Source organism: Pedobacter sp. AJM, from assembly GCF_002197755.1.
Lineage (GTDB): Bacteria > Bacteroidota > Bacteroidia > Sphingobacteriales > Sphingobacteriaceae > Pedobacter.
On record NZ_NHOT01000007.1, the window covers coordinates 25,180 to 45,838 of the forward strand.

Sequence of the window (20,659 nt, forward strand, 5' to 3'; positions counted from 1 at the left end):
TTTAGAAAAGGAATTACTCAAAATATTCTTTCATTCTTTCGAAGAAGCTTTTATCATTTTTACCTGGCTGAGGCTTAAAGTTAGGTGATTCACGTAGTTTTTCTAAAACATTACGCTCTTCGCTGCTTAGTGCTTTTGGTGTCCAGATATTAATGTGAATGATTTCATCGCCTCTGTGGTATGAATTCACTTCAGGTAAGCCTTTACCTTTAAGGCGCAATAACTTGCCACTTTGCGTGCCCGGCTCGATTTTTATTTTAGCCTTTCCGTCAATCGTTGGCACTTCTATGCTTAAACCTAATGCCGCATCAACAAAACTTAAATGAAGGTCATAAACAATGTTATTTCCCTCACGCTTTAGGGTTTCATGTGAGGTTTCTTCAATTAAAATAATTAAATCCCCAGGGATACCACCATTTGGAGCCGCATTTCCTTTTCCACTCATGCTTAACTGCATGCCTTCGCTTACACCGGCGGGAATGTTTATGGTAATGGTTTCTTCTCCGCGCACTACACCGTCGCCGTGGCAAACATTACATTTAGCGGTTATCTGCTGTCCGCTACCATTACAGGTAGGGCAGGTAGATGCTGTTTGCATCTGACCTAGAATGGTATTTGTTACACGTCTCACCTGTCCGCTACCACCACAGGTACCACAAGTACTTACAGAAGACTGGTCTTTAGCACCAGTGCCATCGCAGGTTTTACAAACAACCAGTTTGTTTACCTTTATCTTCTTTTCTGCGCCATGCGCAATTTCTTCCAGCGTTAATTTAACTTTAATGCGAAGATTAGAACCTTTGGCTACTCTGCGGCCACCACGTTGCTGACCACCGCCTCCTCCACCGCCAAAAAAGCTTTCAAACGGATTATGTCCGCCAAAAATATCTCCAAAATTACTGAAGATATCATCCATGTTCATATTACCACCGCCATAGCCGCCTGATGCACTGCTGCCTACTCCGGCATGACCAAACTGATCATAACGTTGTTTTTTTTCAGGACTGCTTAAAACTTCGTAAGCTTCTGCTGCCTCCTTAAATTTATCTTCTGCGGCTTTATCACCAGGGTTTTTATCCGGGTGATATTTAATGGCCATTTTCCGATAGGCTTTCTTTATCTCATCAGCTGCGGCACTTTTGCTAACGCCTAATACATCGTAATAATCTCTTTTACTCATCTTCTTTTTAAAATGATTGAATTATTGAAGGATTGAATTAGAGAATGTATAAACCATTCAATCACTCGATCATTCTGGCATTCAATAATTAATTTATGCTCCTACCACCACTTTAGCAAAGCGGATCACATTATCATTTAAGGTATAGCCTTTTTCCACTTCATCAATTACTTTTCCTTTTAAATCCTCGCTAGGAGCAGGAATATTTGTAATGGCCTCATGGAAATCGGTATTAAAAGGCTCATTGATGCTTGATACATCTTTTAGGCCTTTTTGTGCAAGTGTGTTTTTTAATTTGGTGCTAACCAATAGGATACCCTCTTTAACGGGGGCTACGTCAGCTGCAGTTTCCATCGCTTTTAAGGCGCGGTCGAAATCATCCAGAACGGGTAATAGCGATACGATTACATCTTTTCCTGCCGTTTGCAATAACTCTACACGCTCTTTTTGGGTACGGCGTTTATAGTTATCAAATTCGGCATATAATCTTAAATATTTATCATTAAGCTGTTGAACTTCAGCTTGTAATTTTTCTTCTGCCGATAATTCAGGAGCTTGTTCGGTATCATTTACCGTTGCATCAGTTGGTTCTGCATTTTCTACAGGGTTTTCTGATGTATTTTCAGGATTTACTATATTTTCGTCTTTATCGTTATTTTTCTTCTTATTAAACATAATATACAGGCTGAATTTTTTGTGTTAGTGTCAACTATTTTGCCATTAACGTAAATCAGCCAAGCTGGCAGATTTATTTGGAATAATCTGAACAGATTGACAGCAGACATAAGTTTGCATACTTCTGATTTACGATTTTGGCAGAATGAATTAGGGTTACTGATTTACGATTTTGACAAGATTCCTATCTAAAATCTAATTCTACAAATCTAAAATCCCCTGCGCACCTTCCAATACTACGCCATTTTCGCATTTAATAATGCGGGAAGGAAAGGTACGAATGATGTGATAATCGTGTGTTGCCATTAAAACAGCTGTTCCGGCCTGACTGATTTGTTTTAAAAGGGTTACAATTTCTGCTGATGTTTCAGGATCTAGATTTCCTGTTGGCTCATCAGCGAGGATAATTTCAGGATCATTTAACAGCGCCCTGGCAATTACAATCCGCTGTTGCTCACCACCTGAAATTTCGTGTGGCATTTTCCTGATTTTTGAACGTAAGCCTACTTTATCCAGCACATCTTTAATCCGTTCACTAATTAGTTTGGCATCATTCCATCCGGTGGCTTTTAGAACAAACTCGAGGTTTTTTTCAATTGTCCTATCTGTAAGCAGTTGAAAATCCTGAAAAACTACACCCAGTTTGCGGCGTAAAAACGGCACCTGGCTTTCCTTTAAATTTTTCAGATCAAAACCTGCAATATTTCCTTCGCCATTACCAATGTGTAAATCGCCATATAATATTTTCAGTAAGCTACTTTTGCCTGAACCGGTCTGGCCGATTAAAAAAATGAATTCATCTTTTTCGATATGTAAATTTACGTTAGAAAGTACTAAGTGTTTCTGTTGAAAAACATCAACATTGCTCAAGTGAATTACTGCGTTTCCTGCCATTTTATATTTCTAATTTAGCAATCTGCCCGAAAGGCAAATCTTTGATCATTTCCATAATGTAATCTTGTTTCTCAGCCAAACCGAGTTTTTCCAGCGATTTATCTGGCCGGTCTACCCTGAAATAAGCCAAAAGTGTAAACTTATCATCCCTTAACTGTACGTAATCCGGGATTTTGGCGATGCCTTTTACTTTAACGATATACATGGTGTCCAAAAATAGCTAATTAAGCTGAAAGCTGAAAGGCAAAAGACGAAGCTGCCCTGGTTCAAAGCAAACCTGTTTAAAATATTTAAGCCAGGCGATTTAAAAATTCAACCGTGTTAACATTATCAGCATAATCCCAGAGCTTGGGGTGCTGGCTTTCTCCGAAGTTAAATTTAGGGCATTTTAAATCAGCCTTTGAAATGATGCATTGAATGTTGTCCGATTGCACACTCAATTCAGCTTCAACCTCGGTAAGACTTTTATATTCCTGGTAAAATAAAACCGCCAGCGGAGAGGTTAGCTGCTCATCTTCTTTTAGTAATAAAAAGCCGTTATCAAAATGTTTGGCCATATTCACCAGGTAAATCGACTTATTGTAATCGTAGTTATTCTGATATTTAAAGTGATTGATGATGTTTTGATAACGCTCAATGCCTTCATAAAAACGCGCAATATCATAACCTTTGGGATAGTAAAGTTTAGAAACGTTTCTGCAACCCAAACCAAAATAATCAAAAATATCGGCACCCAGATTATCAATGTCTTCAGGGCTTTCAGTTCCATCAAGCACAGCTACACTATTTCTGTTTTTTCTGATGATGTTGGGCACTTTACTGAAATAGTAATCGAAGTATCGGGATGAATTGTTACTACCGGTCGCAATTACGGCATCAAAATCCTTCAGCCTTTCCACATATTCAATTTTGTCATTAAACGCAGGTTCAATCCTGATCAGTGCTGTAATCACCATTTTGATCAGTTTGTCATCTGATGAAGATAATTTGATTAAGGCTATATTTCCCGTGGCCAGTACACATAACACATCATGAAAACCAACCATAGGAATATTCCCGGCGAGGATTAAACCTATTTTTTTTGATGATGAAGTAAACTGAACAGTTTTAAACCATTGATTTATATCCGCATCATTTAACATTTCAGAAAATGATAGAATTGCTTTTTCTATATTCTCTCCAGTAAACCAGGCATTGCTGTTTTGGACCTGATAAATGGCATCTCCTAAAAAGTCAGTAGGATGTGCAAGTTTTTTGCCTAGTGTTTTGAATGCAATAATTGCTTTTTCCTGAGTTAATGCTGACATATTTAGAATTATTATTAATTGATTATATCTTATATTTGCAGCGCAAAGGTAACCTAAGCAAAAGAATTAGACGAAGACATGGCAATTAAAATAACAGATGAGTGTATAAATTGTGGGGCTTGTGAACCGGAATGCCCTAATAACGCAATTTACGATGCCGGTACTGCATGGCGATTTTCAGACGGTACAAATTTGGAAGGAATCATTGATTTTGGTAATCAGCAGATCGAGGCTGATTCTGCTCAGGAAGCAGTTTCTGATGAAGTTTATTACATTGTATCGGATAAATGTACAGAATGTAAAGGATTTCATGATGAACCTCAATGCGCAGCGGTTTGTCCGGTAGATTGTTGCGTGGATGATGAAGATATCCGCGAAACAGAAGATGAATTATTAGCGAAAAAAGCCTGGTTACATCAGGAAGGATAAGCTCTGAAAGATATGACAATTGAAGGCGCTAAAAATTAGCGCCTTTTTATTTTAAAGATATTTCATAATTCGCTCCAATCTTTCTTCTACACTAAAATCACCTCTGATTTCCAGTACTTCCCTGTTTAAGGATTTTATCCAGTCTTCGTGTACCTTTAAAGACCGGCCGGTAAAGCCTGATTCATTCGGGTCAATATCATATTGAGCTGCCCATTCTATAAATTCCCGGTATCTTATGTTTCGATCTGGATCATCGTAAATGGCCGTTCCATACCGCTCCAGCTCTCTTTCTTTGAGTCTTTTTAATCTTATTTCAGGCGGAATCCAGAGAAATACAATCAAATCAAATTCAGGAAATACATCATCACCCCAGCTTACACTTGATCCACCAAAAATCCAGTGTTCATGTGTTGTTAAAGCTGTTCTGATCAATTGGTTTCTTTCCTCAGGATTGCGTTTTAAGGCGAATGGTACTTCAGATGGAAGCCAGAAATACTGGTCACTATCAAAGTAGGGAATGTGTAATTTCTTTGCGAGTGCATGTCCAAGCGTGGTAACACCCGAAGCAGAAGCCCCGAATAAATGAATTTTCATTTTGTTTGATTGAAGAACTCATCTCAAACATCGCATTTATTCGGGACATTTCAAATTGGTAAAACTAATTTTCACGCAAAGGAATAAGGCATTGCTAAAGATTCCATACCATCACTTTTGGTTTAAGGATTATACCATTTATTTAGCATCCTGATAAATTATTGCTTTAAATTGGTTAGGCAGTTGCCCGTGAGATAATGGTGATTGCTGAACATAGATCTGTGCCGTCATTTTCTTTTGAGGGTCTACCCAGTAGGTTGAACCAAAAAATCCTCCCCAGCCATAAGAACCTGCTGTTTGACCTAATTTTTTACTTCCTTTATTTGAGACAACTTCAAAACCTAAGCCAAAATAATTGGCTCCAAACGGAATCTTACCCATTTGATTTTGGGTCATTAAGGCTACGCTGTTTTTTGATAGCATTCTTTTGCCTTTGTATTCACCACCATTTAAAAGCATTTGTAAAAAGATTCCATAATCTTTAGCGGTAGATACTAAGCCCGCACCACCCGCAAAATAACCATTTTCATTAATGGGGTAATTGATCGTTGATCCGTTAACCGCACCATCCTTCCAGGGTATAACGGCTTTAGTTTTTGGATCTTCGGTATAAACGGATGATAATTTTGGCTGTTTATTTTTAGGTAAAGCGAAATAGGTGTCGTTCATGCCCAGCGGAATGAAAATTCTTGCTCTGAAAAATTGATCAAGGTTTAATCCTGACGTTACTTCAACCAACCTACCCAAAACATCCATGCCCAAACTATATTGCCATTTTTGGCCTGGCTCAAAAGAAAGGGGAAGTTTACCTAATTTATCAATATCGGTTTCCAACAGTTTTTTATGATTTACAAATCCTGCTGATATATCTGCCTTAGCGTAAATGGCCTGCATTTCTGGTGAGCCGATTTGTGCATAGCCAAGTCCGGAGGTGTGGGTAAGCAATTCGCGGATGGTGATTTCTCCTTTTGCAGGTTTGGTGGTGTAAGTGGTATCCTTTGGATTGAATTTATCTAAAATCTGCGGATTTTTAAAAGTTGGAAGATATTTGGAAATGGGATCATCCAGTGAAAATTTGCCTTCTTCCAGCAGCATCATTACCGCAACACTGGTAATTGCTTTTGTTTGTGAAGCAATTCTTAAAATATCATCGGTTTTAAATGGCCTGCCTATCTGATTGCCAAAAGCTTTGCTGTAAACTGTTTTTCCATCCACGGAGATGTTCGCAGTAATGCCCTTTATCCAGCCGCTATCCAGGTATTGTTTAAAGAGCTGGTCGATCTGATGGATTTTTTTTTCAGAAACGGAAAAGGATGTGTTATTGGTTTGTGCCTGTGTAAACTGGCAGGTGAATAATACAAAAAGGAGCGGAAGATAAAGGAGCTTTTTCATTGATTCTTAATTATTCAGCAGTTAAATCCCATTTATTCGGAATAATCAACACCGGACAGGCAGATTTTCTGGCCACATGCTCTGCTACACTTCCCATTAAAAAGTGATATAAACCTGTTCTGCCATAAGTTCCGATAACAATCAGGTCTGATCCCCATTCATCCGATTGTTGAATAATGCCATGGGCAGCAGTATCTATCACACTTAGATAGGTTGTTTGGATACCATTGCCATATTTATTTTCAATCTCCTTAAGTAGGATGTGGCTATTCTCTTCACTGTTGTCGTAAGTTTCCAAAAATACCGGCGCCAGCGTTAAATCGGGATTTACATTTGCAGGAACGGGTTCTATAATATTAACCAACGCCACTTCAGCCTGAAATTTTTCAGCCATATCATAACCAGTTTTAGCCGCTTTTTCTGAACAGGTGCTGTTGTCCACAGCAATTAATATTTTTTTAAAATTCATATCGGAAAGATTAAATAATCATCATAAAATAACAAATTTAGAGGCGAAATGTTAGACAATTGATTAATTTATTAGTTTTACAGATATCTTTACCGATCAGAATCAGATGGAAAATCAATATGGAATTTGCAGGGTTGCCGTAGCACCTTTAAGAGCTGAACCTTCAGATCGAGCAGAAATTGTTTCGCAGCTTTTGTTTGGTGATCATGTAGAAATTCTTCAAAAAGATGAGCGCTGGTGGCTGATTCAAAATGGTTATGACGGTTATCAGGGCTGGCTGGATTTCAGGCAGTTAGCGTTCATTACTCAGGATCAGTTTGTCGAAATGCACGAATGCCAATGGCTGGCTCCATTAAGTTTTGATAATGTATTAACGGCCATGGACGGAAGTTTGTATCACCTAAGCCCTGCGAGTAATCTGCCTTATCTGAAGGATGGCTTTTGCTTTGCCGGAAAGGAAAAATACCAGTTGAAATTTGAAGCACATAATGCCCACAATGTAGATTTTAAGAAAGATGTTGAATCAACTGCGAAGTTTTTCCAAAACATTCCATACTTATGGGGCGGGCGGCATTTATTTGGCATGGATTGCTCTGGCTTTGTGCAAACGGTTTTTAAAATGTTGAATATCAAATTAAACAGAGATGCTGCCCAGCAGGCAGAGCAAGGTGAACTGGTTGGTTTTTTAGCAGAATGCAGGGCCGGCGATGTGGCTTTTTTTGATAATGCAGAAGGAAAGATTACACACGTTGGGATTATGTTAAGCCCGAATGAAATCATCCATTCCTCTGCCAAAGTAAAAATTGATCCGATAGATGACCAGGGAATTTTTAATCGGGAATTAGGTATATACAGCCACAAATTAAGGATTATTAAACGATTTGTGGAATAGCTTTCTGCGTCTGAAATTTAAATTATGGAGCCTAAGGTTAGAAAAATGGCAATGGTTATGCATAAATTTAACATGTATGAGCATGATCAGGCCGCTGATGATTTAATTATTGGCATTCTAAATCCCCTTTAGAAAGGATTTCGGCCATGACTTATTTTTAATCAAACTTTAAACCCAGGGCAAAAAATGGATAAAACAAAATTCAGAAAGATACATTGGATAATCTTAATTCTCCATCTCCCAAACCATTACCTGCCTGTCATCACCAGTTGAAATCAAAAACTTTCCATCATTGCTCCAGATGATTTTATTGATGGAATGCGTATGACCAACCCCGGCTTTTTCTTGACTTAAAATTTTGTATAGTTTAAAGTTTTTAGCATCCCAAAGCTTAATGCTTTTATCCTGACTACTGGTTGCGAAATAGGGTAGGGTAGGATGAAAAGCAATATCATATACGGTAAACATATGCGCCGGAATGGTGTTAATCAATTCATAGCCAGGTAAGGTCCAAATTTTCAATTGTGCATCTCTGCTGCCAGAAATTAAATATTTTTTGTCTGGATGATAAGCCAAGGATGTTACCGGTAAAGCATGACCTTCCAGATTCTGTTTTAAACTATAATCAGCAAGATTGTAGATTTTAATTAAATGGTCTTTGCAACCAAAAGCAATTTCAGTTTCATCAGGCGAGATGGCAATTGCCCTGACAGTATCATATGCGGCCTGAAAACGGTAAACTTCTTTAAAATCATTAAGCGACCAAACGGCTACTGATCCATCTTCACCTGTAGTGAGCAGTTCGTTTTTACTTTTAACCGTTTGAATATTGAAGATGGGCTTGGTGTGGCCATTAATTCTGGCGATCACTTTTTCTTCCTTCAAATCGTAAACACTGAAGGCGCCGCTGCGTTCGCCAACAAAAAGCTGGTTGTTGTAATAATGGAGGTAATAAACAGAGCTTTGGACAGGCATTTTCACCTTTACAAACGCCATTTCCGCTAACGACCATTCTACAACACCTTTATCATTACCTGCGCTAAAGAATGTTTCATTCTGATCTGAATTTGCCAGCGCATAAACAGGATTTTGATGGCCGGAAAGGTTTTTTATTTGTTTAAGCACTATGTTATAGGTTACAGGTTAAAAGTTTTAGGTCAAAATGTAGATAGGTTACTAAATTTAGTATGCTTATTTCTTAAGCTAGTTACTGTTAACTTATAACCCGCAACATGTAACTATTGATGTCTCTTTTCTAAATTCTTTGCAATATCCTGAATAGACAAACCTTTTTCTTTCAACAAAAATAACAGGTGAAAAACTAAATCAGATGCTTCGCCAATCAATTCTTCTTCGCTTTCTGCCAATGCGGCAATAACGGTTTCTACCCCTTCTTCGCCAACTTTCTGTGCAATTTTGTTTAAACCTTTGCTGCGCATCTTATTAATATAAGAGCCCTCAACAGGATTTTCGTATCGGTCAGTTATGATGTTTTCAAGTTCAAAAATAAAATTCTGATTAAAATCTGTTTTAAAACAGCTGCGGCTGCCAGTGTGGCAAGTGGGGCCAACGGCATCGGCCTTAATAAGGATGGTATCGTTATCGCAATCAACGTAAAGTTCCTTTACATAAAGAAAATTATTACTGGTTTCACCTTTAGTCCAAAGGCGGTTTTTAGCGCGCGAGAAGAAAGTGACTTTGCCTTCGGTTTGTGTTTTTTCCAAAGCTTCAGCATTCATATAGCCTAGCATTAAAACTTCAAGCGTTTTATAATCCTGAATAATGACAGGAAGTAAGCCAACTGTTTTATCCCAATCAAGAGATTGTATATCGATGTTCATTTTTATGATGTTGCCTCGCAATGACGAGTGTATTTTATAATTTATAATCTTACGGGGATTCCATGTCCTCGCAACTCTTTCTTTAAATTAGGTATTAAAATTTCGCCGTAGTGAAATACGGATGCTGCTAACGCTGCATCTACGTTGGCCTTTTGGAAAACCTCTGTAAAGTGTTCCATACTGCCTGCGCCACCTGAGGCAATGATCGGGATGTTAATCATTTGGTTAATTTTACCAAGTAATCCACAATCAAATCCAGCTTTTGTGCCATCATGATCCATGGATGTAAGCAAAATTTCTCCTGCACCCAAATCTTCCGCCTGCTTAATCCAGTTTTCAGTTTCCAGTTCTGTGATTAATCTTCCGCCATTGAGGTGAACCATATTTCTGCCCTCCACATATTTGGTGTCTACTGCCAAAACCACAAACTGAACGCCAAAAGCTTTCGCCAGCTCTTCAATAAGTTTTGGATTTCTTACTGCTGCAGAATTGATGCTGATCTTATCAGCACCAGCATTTAGTAAAGCCTCTGCATCTGCAATTTCAGTAATACCGCCGCCGATGGTGAAAGGAATATTGAGCTGGCGTGCAACAGATTTTACCATTTCAATCATCGTTTTCCTACGTTCGTGAGTGGCGGTAATGTCTAAGAAAACCAACTCATCAGCACCTTGTTGTGCATATTGAGCCGCTAATTCTACAGGGTCGCCTGCATCGCGCAAATCAACAAAGTTGACACCTTTTACTGTGCGGCCATCTTTAACATCTAAACAAGGAATTATTCTTTTACTTAAACCCCCTCCGCCCCCTAAAGGGGGAACTGTAAATTGCTCAGCCTGCATGGCTTTATTTATTTTGTTCAAAACAATGTCTATGTTTTATAAATTTCTTGGTTTTTAAATCTAATAACCTTTATTCCAAAAGCTTCAATTGCTGCCTGTCTTTCTAAATCATTCTCAAAAATTTCTTTTATATTGTGGATGCTGCCATCTAATTCAATGATTAATTTTTTCTCATGACAATAGAAATCAGCAATAAAGGAAGAAATTGGATGCTGACGTCTAAATTTTACACCTAGTTTCTTTTCTTTGAGATGTTCCCATAATATTTTTTCAGCATCTGTAACCTTATTTCTTAACTTCTTGGCGTTTTCAAAAATGATGCTCGAAGCACCATAAAACATTTTTGGTTCATTGACTTGCAAAAAATCAAGATCATCATCAATTAAACCCCAATTTTTAAATTAGGCTTTGTCTTTTCGTTGCTCATATTTTATTAAATACAACTATTATGCGAACAGACATTTTAACCTTACATTCCAAATCGTTTGTAACTCTTAATTTCCTTAAGTTCTATCGCACCAAATGTTATGGTACTATCTACTCGCCTTTCCACCATGCTATTAGCTCCCCCTTTAGGGCTAGGAGGTTATATACTACTCAATGCTTTCAAATTCCATTCTTTAATCTCTTCAATAGTAATCCGATCCTCATAAATGGCTTTTCCAACCACCACACTTCTAATCGGATATTTAGCCAATTCATAAATATCTTCCATAGCACTTACACCACCTGAAGCAATTAATTTAATCATTGGAGAATGTTCCAGCAGTTTTTTATACAATTCAACAGCGGCACCACCTAATTTCCCGTCTTTGCTGATATCCGTACAAAGAAAACGGAAGAAACCCAATGCCAGGCATTTATCTACATAATCCATTAGCTTGATTGGCGAACTTTCCATCCAGCCCGAATACTTAATCACTTCGTCCAGCACATCGATAGCGATTACAATGCGGTTGGCATAATCATCTTTCTTGGCGAAAGCTTCACTTAACTGCTGTAAAAAATCGGGATTGGTAATGGCCTGTGTACCTACAATTACCCGGTGAATTCCGGCGTCGAGCAAATTGGTAACCTGCTCAATGGTACGGATACCACCACCATACTGTACCTTCATTTCGGTTTTCTTAATGATTTCAAATAGTGATTTCTGATTGCTAAAATCACCCTTAGCACCATTTAAATCAATAATATGAATGAAATCTGTTCCGTTTGAACGGTATTTTTCTATCATGTCGGCAATAGAAACATCATACTCAGTTTTCTGATTGTAATCACCTTCACGAAGGCGAACAACTTTTCCATCCAGAATATCAATAGCAGGAATTATGTACATTTTCTTAATGTTAAAAGTTAAAGGTTGAAAGTAAAAAACTAATATTCAGGTTTTACAAACTCAAATCTAAATATAAAAGTCTCCTCCACTCAAGTTTGAAAAATTTTTTAATATCTGTTCGCCAGCTTTACCCGACTTTTCGGGATGAAACTGAACGCCATAAAAGTTATTTTTTTGTACTGCTGCCGAAAATTTTAATCCATAATTTGCGGAGGCGATGTCAAAAATAGGGTTATATTCAATAAAGTACGAATGAACGAAGTAAAATTGTGCATTATCTTCAATCCCCTCAAACAGGGAATTGTTTTTATGCTGCACAGCATTCCAACCCATATGTGGAATTTTGATATTCAGCGACTTATCAAACTTTCTGGTTTTTACCGGGACAATGTCCAACAAGGCAACGTCACCTTCTTCAGAATGTTCGGTAATCAGCTGCATGCCTACGCAAATCCCTAAAACAGGTTTAGCCAATGCTTTTATCGCTTTGATTAATCCGGTATGCTTCAATTTTTCCATCGCCGCACCAGCGTGACCAACGCCAGGGATAATAATGTGGCTATATTTTTCAAGGTCGGTTTCTGTATTTACCATGCCGTAGTTCACATTTAAGCGGTCTAATGCAGCAGTAAGAGAGAAAATATTCCCGGCACCGTAGTTTACTATTCCAATCATATTCTTAGGATTAAAGAGTAAGGAACAAAGAATAAAGACAATCAGTCATTGTTCCTTGTTCATTTCTCCTTGTTCGTTTACAAAAGCCCCTTTGTACTTGGTAACACCATTTTTTCGGCATCACGTTTAATGGCCATTTTAATCGCCTTAGCAAAGGCTTTAAAGATAGCTTCAATTTTATGATGTTCGTTATCTCCTTCAGCTTTAATATTTAAATTACATTTTGCCGCATCGCTGAACGACTTAAAGAAGTGATAAAACATTTCTGTAGGCATGTCGCCCACTTTTTCTCTTTTAAACGCTGCATCCCAGACGATCCAGTTACGGCCACCAAAATCAATGGCTACCTGTGCCAGGCAATCATCCATTGGCAGGCAGAAGCCGTAGCGTTCAATGCCAAGCTTATTGCCCAAACCTTTGGCGAAAGCTTCACCAAGTGCTATTCCGGTATCTTCAATGGTATGATGTTCGTCAATGTGCAGGTCGCCTTTGGCAATCACTTCCATATCCACACTTCCATGTCTGGCAATCTGATCCAGCATGTGGTCGAAAAAGTTCAGGCCAGTTTCAATTTTGGCTTTTCCAGTCCCATCTAAATCCAAATTAATTACGATATCCGTTTCATTTGTTTTCCGTATGTGATTAATTTTTCTGCTTCCTGCCTTCAACAGGTTATAGATATCTTCCCATTTTTTGGTTTCCAGTACGATAATATCAAGCAAAGTTTCATGTTTGTCCAGGGCCTCGGTAGATCCTAACGCATCATTTTGACGGAGAAAAATTGCTTTTGCGCCAAGATTCTTCGCCAGCACCACATCATTTAAACGATCTCCGATAACATAAGAATTTTTTAAGTCGTAATCTTCACTAAAATATTTTGTTAACAAAGCGGTACCTGGCTTCCGGGTAGGTGCATTGTCTTTGGCAAATGTTCTGTCGATCACAATCTCACTAAAGTTCACACCTTCGCCGGCGAAAGTGTCCAACATGAAATGATGGATCGGCCAGAAATTCTCTTCCGGATTTGATGGTGTTCCCAGTCCATCCTGGTTCGTTACCATCACCAGTTCATAATCCATTTCACTGGCTATTTTCGACAAGTAATAAAGCGAGCGCGGATAAAATTTTAACTTTGCAAAACTGTCTACCTGTTCATCATCCGGTTCAATGTTTAACGTCCCATCCCGGTCAATAAATAATACCTTTTTCATTATAGATTTTTTAGCACATTTAACAATTTATCATTCTCCTCTTTTGTGCCCACCGTAATCCTTAAACACCCTTCGCATAAGGTCACTTTTGATCGGTCGCGAACGATGATTCCCTGGTCAACTAAAGTGTCGTAAATTTTCTTTGCTTCAGTAACTTCTGCCAGGATAAAATTAGCATCGGATGGGTAAACTTTTGTGACAATTTTTAGTGCATTCAGATCAGCAGAAAGTCGCTCTCTTTCGGCAACAGAAACTTTGATCCAATCGTTCACCTGACTGATGTTTTTTAGTGCTTCAAAAGCTAAATCCTGAGTAGCCTGATTGATGTTGTAAGGTGGTTTGATTTTGTTCAAAACATCGATCACTTTTCTGGAAGAAAATGCCATGCCCAAACGCAAAGCTGCGAGTCCCCATGCCTTTGAAAAAGTTTGTAAAATGACCAGGTTTGCGTACTCCGTTAATTCCTGAATAAAGGTCTTTTGACGGGCGTAATTAATGTATGCTTCATCCACTACAACCAAGCCCTTAAAGTTGGTTAAAATGGTTTCAATATCTTCGCGATTGATTGAATTTCCTGTTGGATTATTGGGCGAACAAATGAAGATTAATTTTGTGTTTTGATCAATCGTTTCTGCAATTTTTTCCATGTCCAACTGAAAGTTCGGAAGCAGGCTTACTTTACGGATTTCCACATCATTTATATTTGCAGAAACTTCATACATCCCATAGGTTGGTGGAAGTATAATCACATTGTCTTTTCCCGGGTTACAAAAGGCACGAAACAATAAATCAATGGCCTCATCACTACCATTTCCTAAAAAGGTGTTTTCTATCGGTACACCTTTAATTTTACTGATGGCGTCCTTTAGATCCAGCTGCAAAGGATCTGGGTAGCGGTTGTAATTGGCGGGTAGGGGAGAACCGTAACTGTTCTCGTTGGCATCTAAAAATACGGATGCCTGTCCTTTAAACTCATCTCTGGCTGTAGCGTATGGCTTAAGGTTTTTTATATTTTCTCTTACTAATTCGTTAATGTCCATGTTAGTGGTTTACTTCGGTTTGATTACACTGATGATGTGATTACACAGATTTTTTATTATGCTTTGTTGGCTTCAGACTTTTTACTTCCGACTCCGGACTCAAAATTCAATCTAATACTTACGGCATTCTTATGCGCATCCAGGCCTTCTGCAGCTGCCAGTGTTTCAACAGTAGTACCAATGCTGTTTAAACCCTGGTTTGATAAATGCTGAAAGGTTATTTTTTTAACGAAGGCATCGAGTGAAACACCCGAATAAGCCTTTGCAAAGCCGCTGGTAGGTAGAGTATGGTTGGTTCCGGAAGCATAATCACCTGCGCTTTCTGGTGTAAGGTTTCCTAAGAATACTGATCCGGCATTGATAATAGATGGAATAAGGCTTTCGAATTGAACAGTAGCCAGAATTAAATGTTCCGGCGCATATTGATTGGAAAAATCCATAGCTGTCTGTAAATCAGCGGTAAGTATAGCATAAGAGTTGGCTATTGCTTTCATTGCAATTGCTTTTCTAGGTAATGCAGCTAGCTGATTTTCAATTTCTTTTAATGTTTTAGTTATGATTTCATTTGAGGTAGAAACTAAAATTGCCTGACTATCAATACCATGCTCAGCTTGTGCAAGTAGGTCTGCGGCAACAAATGACGGATTGGCAGTCTCGTCAGCAAGTACTAAAACCTCAGAAGGGCCGGCTGGCATATCAATAGCTACCCTATTTTGAACCATGGTTTTAGCAGTAGTTACATAGCGGTTACCTGGTCCGAAAATCTTATATACCTGTGGAATGCTTTCCGTTCCAAATGCCATTGCAGCTACTGCCTGAGCACCTCCAACAAGGTGTATTTTGTCAATACCTAAAAGTACTGCACAGTAGGCCAGATAGCAATTGGTTTTGCCATCGCTTTGGGGTGGTGAGCAAACAATAATCTCCTTACATCCTGCAATAATTGCTGGTGTGGCAAGCATTAAAAAAGTACTGGGTAAAACAGCCGTTCCCCCTGGAATATAAAGGCCAACCTTTTCAATGGCCCTGGCTTCACGCCAGCAAACCACGCCAGGCATGGTTGCCACCTTATCTTCAGTTTTCAATTGTGACTCATGAAACACCTTAATATTTTGATAGGCAATATTAATTGCTTTTTTAGCTTCATCCGGAATAGTAGAAGCAATCAATTCCAATTCTTCAGCGCCTAAAAAAAGTTTTTCAAGCACAACCCGGTCAAAGGTTTCTGCAAAATTAATCAGTGCTTGATCACCATCTTTTTTTACCGTTTCAACGATGGTTGCAACGCGCTCTTCAATCAATTTATCGTCCTCAATTTGTCTGGAACACAATTCCTCAATTTTTGATTTAGATAAATCTGTATAATTATAGATTTTCAATTGATTATGTTTTTAAATTAACTATTAGTTAATTGTTTTTGGTGTGGTTTTGACCTGTTTTAAGTGATGATTTTCTCAATTGGCATCACTAAAATTCCTTCTGCGCCTGCAGCTTTCAGGCTGTTAATTTTATCCCAGAAATCTTCTTCAGCAATTACAGAATGAACAGCAACCCAATTCGGTTCAAAGAGCGGAACGACCGTTGGACTTTTAACACCTGGTAATAAATCGACCACTTTTTGAAGGTTATCTTTTGATACATTAAGTACAACATATTTGTTTGATTTTGCACTTAATACCGAGCGGATTCTCTGAAGCAATTCTGCTACTTCAGGGTTGTCGGCAATTGATTTATTTCCGATTAAAACGGCTTCCGATTGCATCACATCTGCGAAGGGTTTTAGACCGTTGCTTTTCAATGTTCCGCCTGTAGAAACGATATCAAAAATGGCATCGCTTAATCCTAAACCCGGACCAATTTCTACCGAACCGGAAATAGTTCTGATATCAGATTTTATTCCTTTTTCCTGTAAGAATTTTTCGAGAATCACCGGGTAAGAAGTAGCGATTGCTTTGCCATTTAATTCTTCCAGATTTTGAATGTTACTGGTGGCTTGAACTGCAATTTTTAAAGTACATTTTCCAAAGCCTAATTTTTGTAAATAACTTACTTCAGCTTTGGTTTCTACGATAACATTTTCGCCAACAATGCCCAGATCGGCAATGCCATCCTGTACGTATTCCGGAATATCATCATCACGAAGGAAAAGTATTTCTAAAGGGAAGTTGGTAACAGTAGATATCAGGGAGCTTTTGTAGTTTTCGAATGACAGGCCACAATTTTTTAATATTTCTACGGATTTTTCGTTTAGTCTACCCGATTTCTGGATAGCAATTTTAAGTGTTTTCAAAGTATTGAATATAGAGTGAACAAGAAATAATTTTACGGAAAAAAAGTTTTGAAGTACAAAACAAACATATCATATCGCCTAACGGCGATGGTGCAAATGTAAGTGATGGTTCAAAGTTAAGTTCATAAATATATTTCTGCCAATATCAATGCTTTAGCTGACTAGCGCTGGCAAATATAACGTTTGCATCTGTAAATCAAAAAATAATGGCACTTAATTTGCCATTTAGCCTTTAGATAATTAAATCTGTTGAACTAACTTATTACGTGTTGAAAAACTTTCGCTTTCTAATCATTCCCTTTATCATATCTGTTTCGGCCTGTAACTGGTTTAAATCGCCACCTGAAATTGGAAAAGTGTTATCTGAACACTTTAAAAACAAGATTTACAAAGATTTTGATACCATAGCATATGATAGCGTTTTTGTTAAAACGATGGATAGTCTTGATCAGGGTTTCATCAATCCAAAGACTGTTAGAGCTTTTTACCTGGAACACCATGGGTCGCCGGAATTGGTTACAAAATTCTACACTAACGGGGAATTGGATTCGCTGACCGCTTATTTAGACAACAGCAAAGTGCATGGTTTTAATCCTGAACTTTTTAAAGTTAGCCAGATTAAGGCGCTGCTGAAGCAGCTTTCTGACAACAAGTTTAAGAAAGTGGACGAAAGTTACCCTGTGATTGCCCGTTTGGAGTTACTTTCTGCAAATGCATATTTAAACTATAACAATTTCCTCAAGTATGGTGTGGTAAATCCGCGGAGTATCTTTTCCAGGTATTATATTAAAGTGAAACGACCAGATAGCGCAGGCATGATCAGGCTGCTTTCTTCTAAGAACATGCTCGATACCTTAAGGGAAGTGCAACCTTCATCTATACAATATAAGGGGCTTCAAAAAGCTTATCTAAATACAAGTGATGAGGCTGAAAAGCGGATATTGCTGGTGAATATGGAGCGTTTTCGCTGGAAAATGCCTGAAACCGGATCCAACTATGTACAGGTTAATATTCCTGATTTCAGGCTTACCTGGTTTGATAAAACAGATACAGTTATTAGTATGAAAGTTTGTGTGGGCGGCAAGCGCGAAAATGGGTATGAAGATAAGCAGAAAGCCTTCGCTAAATCGGGCAATTTAGATGATAAACCGAAGAATCATGAGACCCCATTATTGTTCAGTAAAATTAACTCTATTCAAGCTAATCCGGTATGGAATATTCCGGTAAGTATTGCGCAGAGCGAGATTTATTGGATGGCTAGAAAAGACCCTTATTATTTGTCGAATAGTAACATCAAAGTTTACTATAAAGATAAGCTGATTGGTGAGCCTGATACGATCAACTGGAGCCGGTATTCAAGGGATAAATTACCCTTTAAATTTAAGCAGGGATCAGGTGGTGGAAATGCCCTGGGAAAGTTTAAATTTATCTTTGATAACAGTTCCAGTATTTACCTTCATGATACGAATAATAAAAATGGTTTTAACCTTAGTAACCGGGCTATTAGCCACGGTTGTGTGCGGGTAGAAAAACCGTTAGAATTTGCTGAAAAATTAGTAGGTGATACTTATACTTATGATAAATTAAGGGCAGAAGTAGATTTGCCACCCGTAGACAGTAGTCACATCAAATGGTATAAAAAGAGGATGGCCGCAAAAGCTGATACTTCAAAGGCATTTCAATTAAAACCAGCATGGTTCGGGCCAAAAAAACAAGTTCCAATTTTGATTACTTATATCACTGCCTGGCCGCAAAATAATAAAATTGAATATCGTCCGGATGTTTATCAGATGGATATGAAACTTTGGGGAGCGATGAAAAAGTTTAGGTTATAAGCTAATCGACGTATTTGCAGTTATTTTAACTTTATTGATCTGTTTTATGAGTACGCTTAGTTTGGCTGATTTATATTAATGACCAGGGCAGTTCTCTGAATTATGAAATTTCTTAACTTTGTGTTGTTTTTACACAAATAAGGGATGATCGATCAAAATATTAAAATCGCTGTTGATGCCATTGTTTTTGGCTATGAGAAGGGGACACTTTATGTTCTGACGGTACAGCAGCGTTTTGGTGAACTGGCAGATAAATGGGTATTGCCCGGCGGTTTTGTTAAAGATGAGGAGCCTTTACTGGCAGCTGTGGAGCGAGAGCTTAAAGAAGAAGCAGGGATAAATGTAAATTACCTTGAACAGTTGGGTACCTTTGGAGATGACATCAATCGCGATGATCGGTTCAGGGTGGTTTCTGTCGCTTATTTTGCTTTGGTAAATCCTCAGAACTTTGTTTTAAAAGCAGATACAGATGCAAAAGATGCGAAATGGTTTCCCTTAAACCAGCTACCGCAATTGGGATACGACCATGATGAAATGGTTAGGCTGGCGCATCAGCGCTTAAAAAGTAAATTAACTTATCAGCCTATCGGATTCGACCTCCTGGATCAGGAATTTTTATTCTCAGACCTTGAAAATTTGTATTGTTCTATCCTCGAAAGGAGTATCGAAAGAAGAAACTTCAGAAAAAAAATTCTGAGTTTCGGAATTGTAAAAGAAACAGGCAAAGTTGTTAAAATAGGTAATAGTGGCCGGCCAGGCAAGCTTTTTGTATTTGATAAGGCAAAATACAATCAACTTTCAAAGGAGAATTTTCAGTTTGATATTAGGTTTGCGTAAAATAAACGCAAATTATTTTTTGTATTCTGAAAATGATTTCTATATTTGTGTAAATAATACGCAAATATATGATAAATTTAGATCCGGATTTTACTCCGCTTGGCGAAAACAACGCCATAAGCTACAAATCTTTCCTGTTTGCAGGTGGCGAACCACACATTAAAATCTCTGGTGATTTCAATCAGAACGAAGCTGTTACCATCACACAAAGAATAAATTCTTTTAACGATTTAGGTTTAATCTGCATCACTGTAGATGCCTTGAAGCGAATGGGTGTGAAAGAAATTCACCTTTATATTCCATATTTTCCTGCAGCCAGACAAGATCGGGTGATGATTCCAGGTGAGCCGCTTTCGGTAAAAGTGTATGCAGATATCATTAATGCGCTGGCATTGGCAAGCGTTACGGTTTTTGATCCGCACAGTGAAGTAACCCCTGCATTGCTTAACAACTGCATTACCATTTCCAATCATAAATTTATTGAAAAAGTGATTAAAGAAATTGGAACCGGCGTTAAGTTAATTTCGCCTGATGGAGGTGCTTTGAAGAAAATCTATAAAGTCTCTGAGTTTCTTGGCGGTGCCGAGGTGGTAGAATGTTCAAAAAGCAGGGATGTTAAAACGGGAAGACTTTCTGGTTTTAAAGTATATACCGATGACCTTGGCGGTGCTGATTGTTTAATCGTAGATGATATTTGTGATGGTGGCGGAACATTCAATGGCTTGGCTGAAGCACTTCAGGCAAAAAATGCAGGCAAGCTTTACCTGGCCATAAGTCATGGTATCTTTAGCAAAGGCTTTGATGACCTGAGCAAATACTTTGAACAAATTTTTACAACGGATTCAATCAAAAGCGTGGAACATGCTGGCGTAACACAAATCAAGTTGCAAGATCTTGGCCAAAATCAGTAAACATTAAAT

23 protein-coding genes are annotated in these 20,659 nt (G+C 38.2%); 5 read left to right on the forward strand and 18 right to left on the reverse strand.

What is annotated here, in order from left to right:
- Positions 1-13 precede the first annotated feature (13 nt).
- The 5 genes from dnaJ to CBW18_RS14535 form a co-directional block, all read right to left on the reverse strand.
- Positions 14-1,180, reverse strand: a complete 1,167-nt coding sequence (gene dnaJ / locus CBW18_RS14515; protein ID WP_088302047.1) for a molecular chaperone DnaJ — start codon at positions 1,178-1,180, stop codon at positions 14-16.
- Positions 1,181-1,273: 93 nt separating this feature from the next.
- On the reverse strand, positions 1,274-1,855 hold the full coding sequence (locus tag CBW18_RS14520) for a nucleotide exchange factor GrpE (RefSeq protein ID WP_088302048.1): 582 nt from the start codon (positions 1,853-1,855) through the stop codon (positions 1,274-1,276).
- 201 nt (positions 1,856-2,056) lie between these two features.
- On the reverse strand, positions 2,057-2,749 hold the full coding sequence (locus CBW18_RS14525) for a cell division ATP-binding protein FtsE (RefSeq protein WP_088302049.1): 693 nt from the start codon (positions 2,747-2,749) through the stop codon (positions 2,057-2,059).
- A gap of 1 nt (position 2,750) precedes the next feature.
- Positions 2,751-2,954 (reverse strand): fructose-6-phosphate aldolase, encoded by a 204-nt coding sequence (locus CBW18_RS14530; RefSeq protein WP_088302050.1) that lies wholly within the window; start codon positions 2,952-2,954, stop codon positions 2,751-2,753.
- An 85-nt stretch (positions 2,955-3,039) separates the two neighbouring features.
- Positions 3,040-4,056, reverse strand: coding sequence for an acyl-CoA reductase (locus CBW18_RS14535; protein WP_088302051.1), 1,017 nt, complete (start codon positions 4,054-4,056; stop codon positions 3,040-3,042).
- A gap of 78 nt (positions 4,057-4,134) precedes the next feature.
- Here CBW18_RS14535 and CBW18_RS14540 point away from each other — a divergent pair, with 78 nt between their 5' ends.
- Positions 4,135-4,485, forward strand: a complete 351-nt coding sequence (locus CBW18_RS14540) for a 4Fe-4S dicluster domain-containing protein (RefSeq protein WP_088302052.1) — start codon at positions 4,135-4,137, stop codon at positions 4,483-4,485.
- 51 nt (positions 4,486-4,536) lie between these two features.
- On the opposite strand, the gene CBW18_RS14545 is transcribed toward CBW18_RS14540, so the two are convergent.
- The 3 genes from CBW18_RS14545 to CBW18_RS14555 form a co-directional block, all read right to left on the reverse strand.
- Positions 4,537-5,079: an adenylate kinase gene (locus CBW18_RS14545; protein WP_088302053.1), complete on the reverse strand. Its 543-nt coding sequence runs from the start codon at positions 5,077-5,079 to the stop codon at positions 4,537-4,539.
- A gap of 138 nt (positions 5,080-5,217) precedes the next feature.
- A complete protein-coding gene (locus CBW18_RS14550; protein ID WP_088302054.1) occupies positions 5,218-6,471 on the reverse strand; it encodes a serine hydrolase in 1,254 nt (417 codons plus the stop codon).
- A gap of 10 nt (positions 6,472-6,481) precedes the next feature.
- Complete coding sequence (locus CBW18_RS14555; RefSeq protein ID WP_088302055.1) at positions 6,482-6,940, reverse strand: universal stress protein; 459 nt, start codon at positions 6,938-6,940, stop codon at positions 6,482-6,484.
- Positions 6,941-7,046: 106 nt separating this feature from the next.
- On the opposite strand from CBW18_RS14555, the gene CBW18_RS14560 reads away from it, so the two are divergent.
- The gene (locus CBW18_RS14560) at positions 7,047-7,832 is read left to right on the forward strand and encodes a C40 family peptidase (RefSeq protein WP_088302056.1); all 786 of its coding nucleotides are present in this window, start codon (positions 7,047-7,049) and stop codon (positions 7,830-7,832) included.
- 225 nt (positions 7,833-8,057) lie between these two features.
- Here CBW18_RS14560 and CBW18_RS14565 read toward each other — a convergent pair whose 3' ends face one another.
- The 10 genes from CBW18_RS14565 to hisG form a co-directional block, all read right to left on the reverse strand.
- Positions 8,058-8,957: a WD40 repeat domain-containing protein gene (locus CBW18_RS14565; protein ID WP_088302057.1), complete on the reverse strand. Its 900-nt coding sequence runs from the start codon at positions 8,955-8,957 to the stop codon at positions 8,058-8,060.
- A gap of 113 nt (positions 8,958-9,070) precedes the next feature.
- Positions 9,071-9,673: a bifunctional phosphoribosyl-AMP cyclohydrolase/phosphoribosyl-ATP diphosphatase HisIE gene (gene hisIE, locus CBW18_RS14570; RefSeq protein WP_088302058.1), complete on the reverse strand. Its 603-nt coding sequence runs from the start codon at positions 9,671-9,673 to the stop codon at positions 9,071-9,073.
- A gap of 41 nt (positions 9,674-9,714) precedes the next feature.
- Entirely contained in the window at positions 9,715-10,515 is an 801-nt protein-coding gene (hisF, locus tag CBW18_RS14575) for an imidazole glycerol phosphate synthase subunit HisF (RefSeq protein ID WP_088302059.1), read from the reverse strand.
- A 29-nt stretch (positions 10,516-10,544) separates the two neighbouring features.
- Complete coding sequence (locus CBW18_RS14580; RefSeq protein WP_216359246.1) at positions 10,545-10,877, reverse strand: endonuclease domain-containing protein; 333 nt, start codon at positions 10,875-10,877, stop codon at positions 10,545-10,547.
- A 224-nt stretch (positions 10,878-11,101) separates the two neighbouring features.
- The gene (gene hisA / locus CBW18_RS14585; RefSeq protein WP_088302061.1) at positions 11,102-11,851 is read right to left on the reverse strand and encodes a 1-(5-phosphoribosyl)-5-[(5-phosphoribosylamino)methylideneamino]imidazole-4-carboxamide isomerase; all 750 of its coding nucleotides are present in this window, start codon (positions 11,849-11,851) and stop codon (positions 11,102-11,104) included.
- A gap of 66 nt (positions 11,852-11,917) precedes the next feature.
- Positions 11,918-12,526: an imidazole glycerol phosphate synthase subunit HisH gene (hisH, locus tag CBW18_RS14590; protein WP_088302062.1), complete on the reverse strand. Its 609-nt coding sequence runs from the start codon at positions 12,524-12,526 to the stop codon at positions 11,918-11,920.
- Positions 12,527-12,603: 77 nt separating this feature from the next.
- Positions 12,604-13,737 (reverse strand): bifunctional histidinol-phosphatase/imidazoleglycerol-phosphate dehydratase HisB, encoded by a 1,134-nt coding sequence (gene hisB / locus CBW18_RS14595; RefSeq protein WP_088302063.1) that lies wholly within the window; start codon positions 13,735-13,737, stop codon positions 12,604-12,606.
- Positions 13,737-14,777 carry a histidinol-phosphate transaminase gene (gene hisC / locus CBW18_RS14600; RefSeq protein WP_088302064.1) on the reverse strand — a complete coding sequence of 347 codons (1,041 nt, stop codon included), beginning with the start codon at positions 14,775-14,777 and terminating at the stop codon, positions 13,737-13,739. The genes hisB and hisC overlap by 1 nt, the downstream gene beginning before the upstream one ends.
- Before the next feature lie 56 nt (positions 14,778-14,833).
- Positions 14,834-16,156: a histidinol dehydrogenase gene (hisD, locus tag CBW18_RS14605; protein WP_088302065.1), complete on the reverse strand. Its 1,323-nt coding sequence runs from the start codon at positions 16,154-16,156 to the stop codon at positions 14,834-14,836.
- Positions 16,157-16,215: 59 nt separating this feature from the next.
- Entirely contained in the window at positions 16,216-17,067 is an 852-nt protein-coding gene (gene hisG, locus CBW18_RS14610; RefSeq protein WP_088302066.1) for an ATP phosphoribosyltransferase, read from the reverse strand.
- 269 nt (positions 17,068-17,336) lie between these two features.
- On the opposite strand from hisG, the gene CBW18_RS14615 reads away from it, so the two are divergent.
- The 3 genes from CBW18_RS14615 (at position 17,337) to prs (ending at position 20,650) form a co-directional block, all read left to right on the forward strand.
- Entirely contained in the window at positions 17,337-18,902 is a 1,566-nt protein-coding gene (locus tag CBW18_RS14615) for a L,D-transpeptidase family protein (protein WP_088302067.1), read from the forward strand.
- 144 nt (positions 18,903-19,046) lie between these two features.
- Positions 19,047-19,739 carry an NUDIX domain-containing protein gene (locus CBW18_RS14620; protein WP_172406539.1) on the forward strand — a complete coding sequence of 231 codons (693 nt, stop codon included), beginning with the start codon at positions 19,047-19,049 and terminating at the stop codon, positions 19,737-19,739.
- Positions 19,740-19,807: 68 nt separating this feature from the next.
- Positions 19,808-20,650 (forward strand): ribose-phosphate diphosphokinase, encoded by an 843-nt coding sequence (gene prs / locus CBW18_RS14625; RefSeq protein ID WP_088302068.1) that lies wholly within the window; start codon positions 19,808-19,810, stop codon positions 20,648-20,650.
- Positions 20,651-20,659 lie beyond the last annotated feature (9 nt).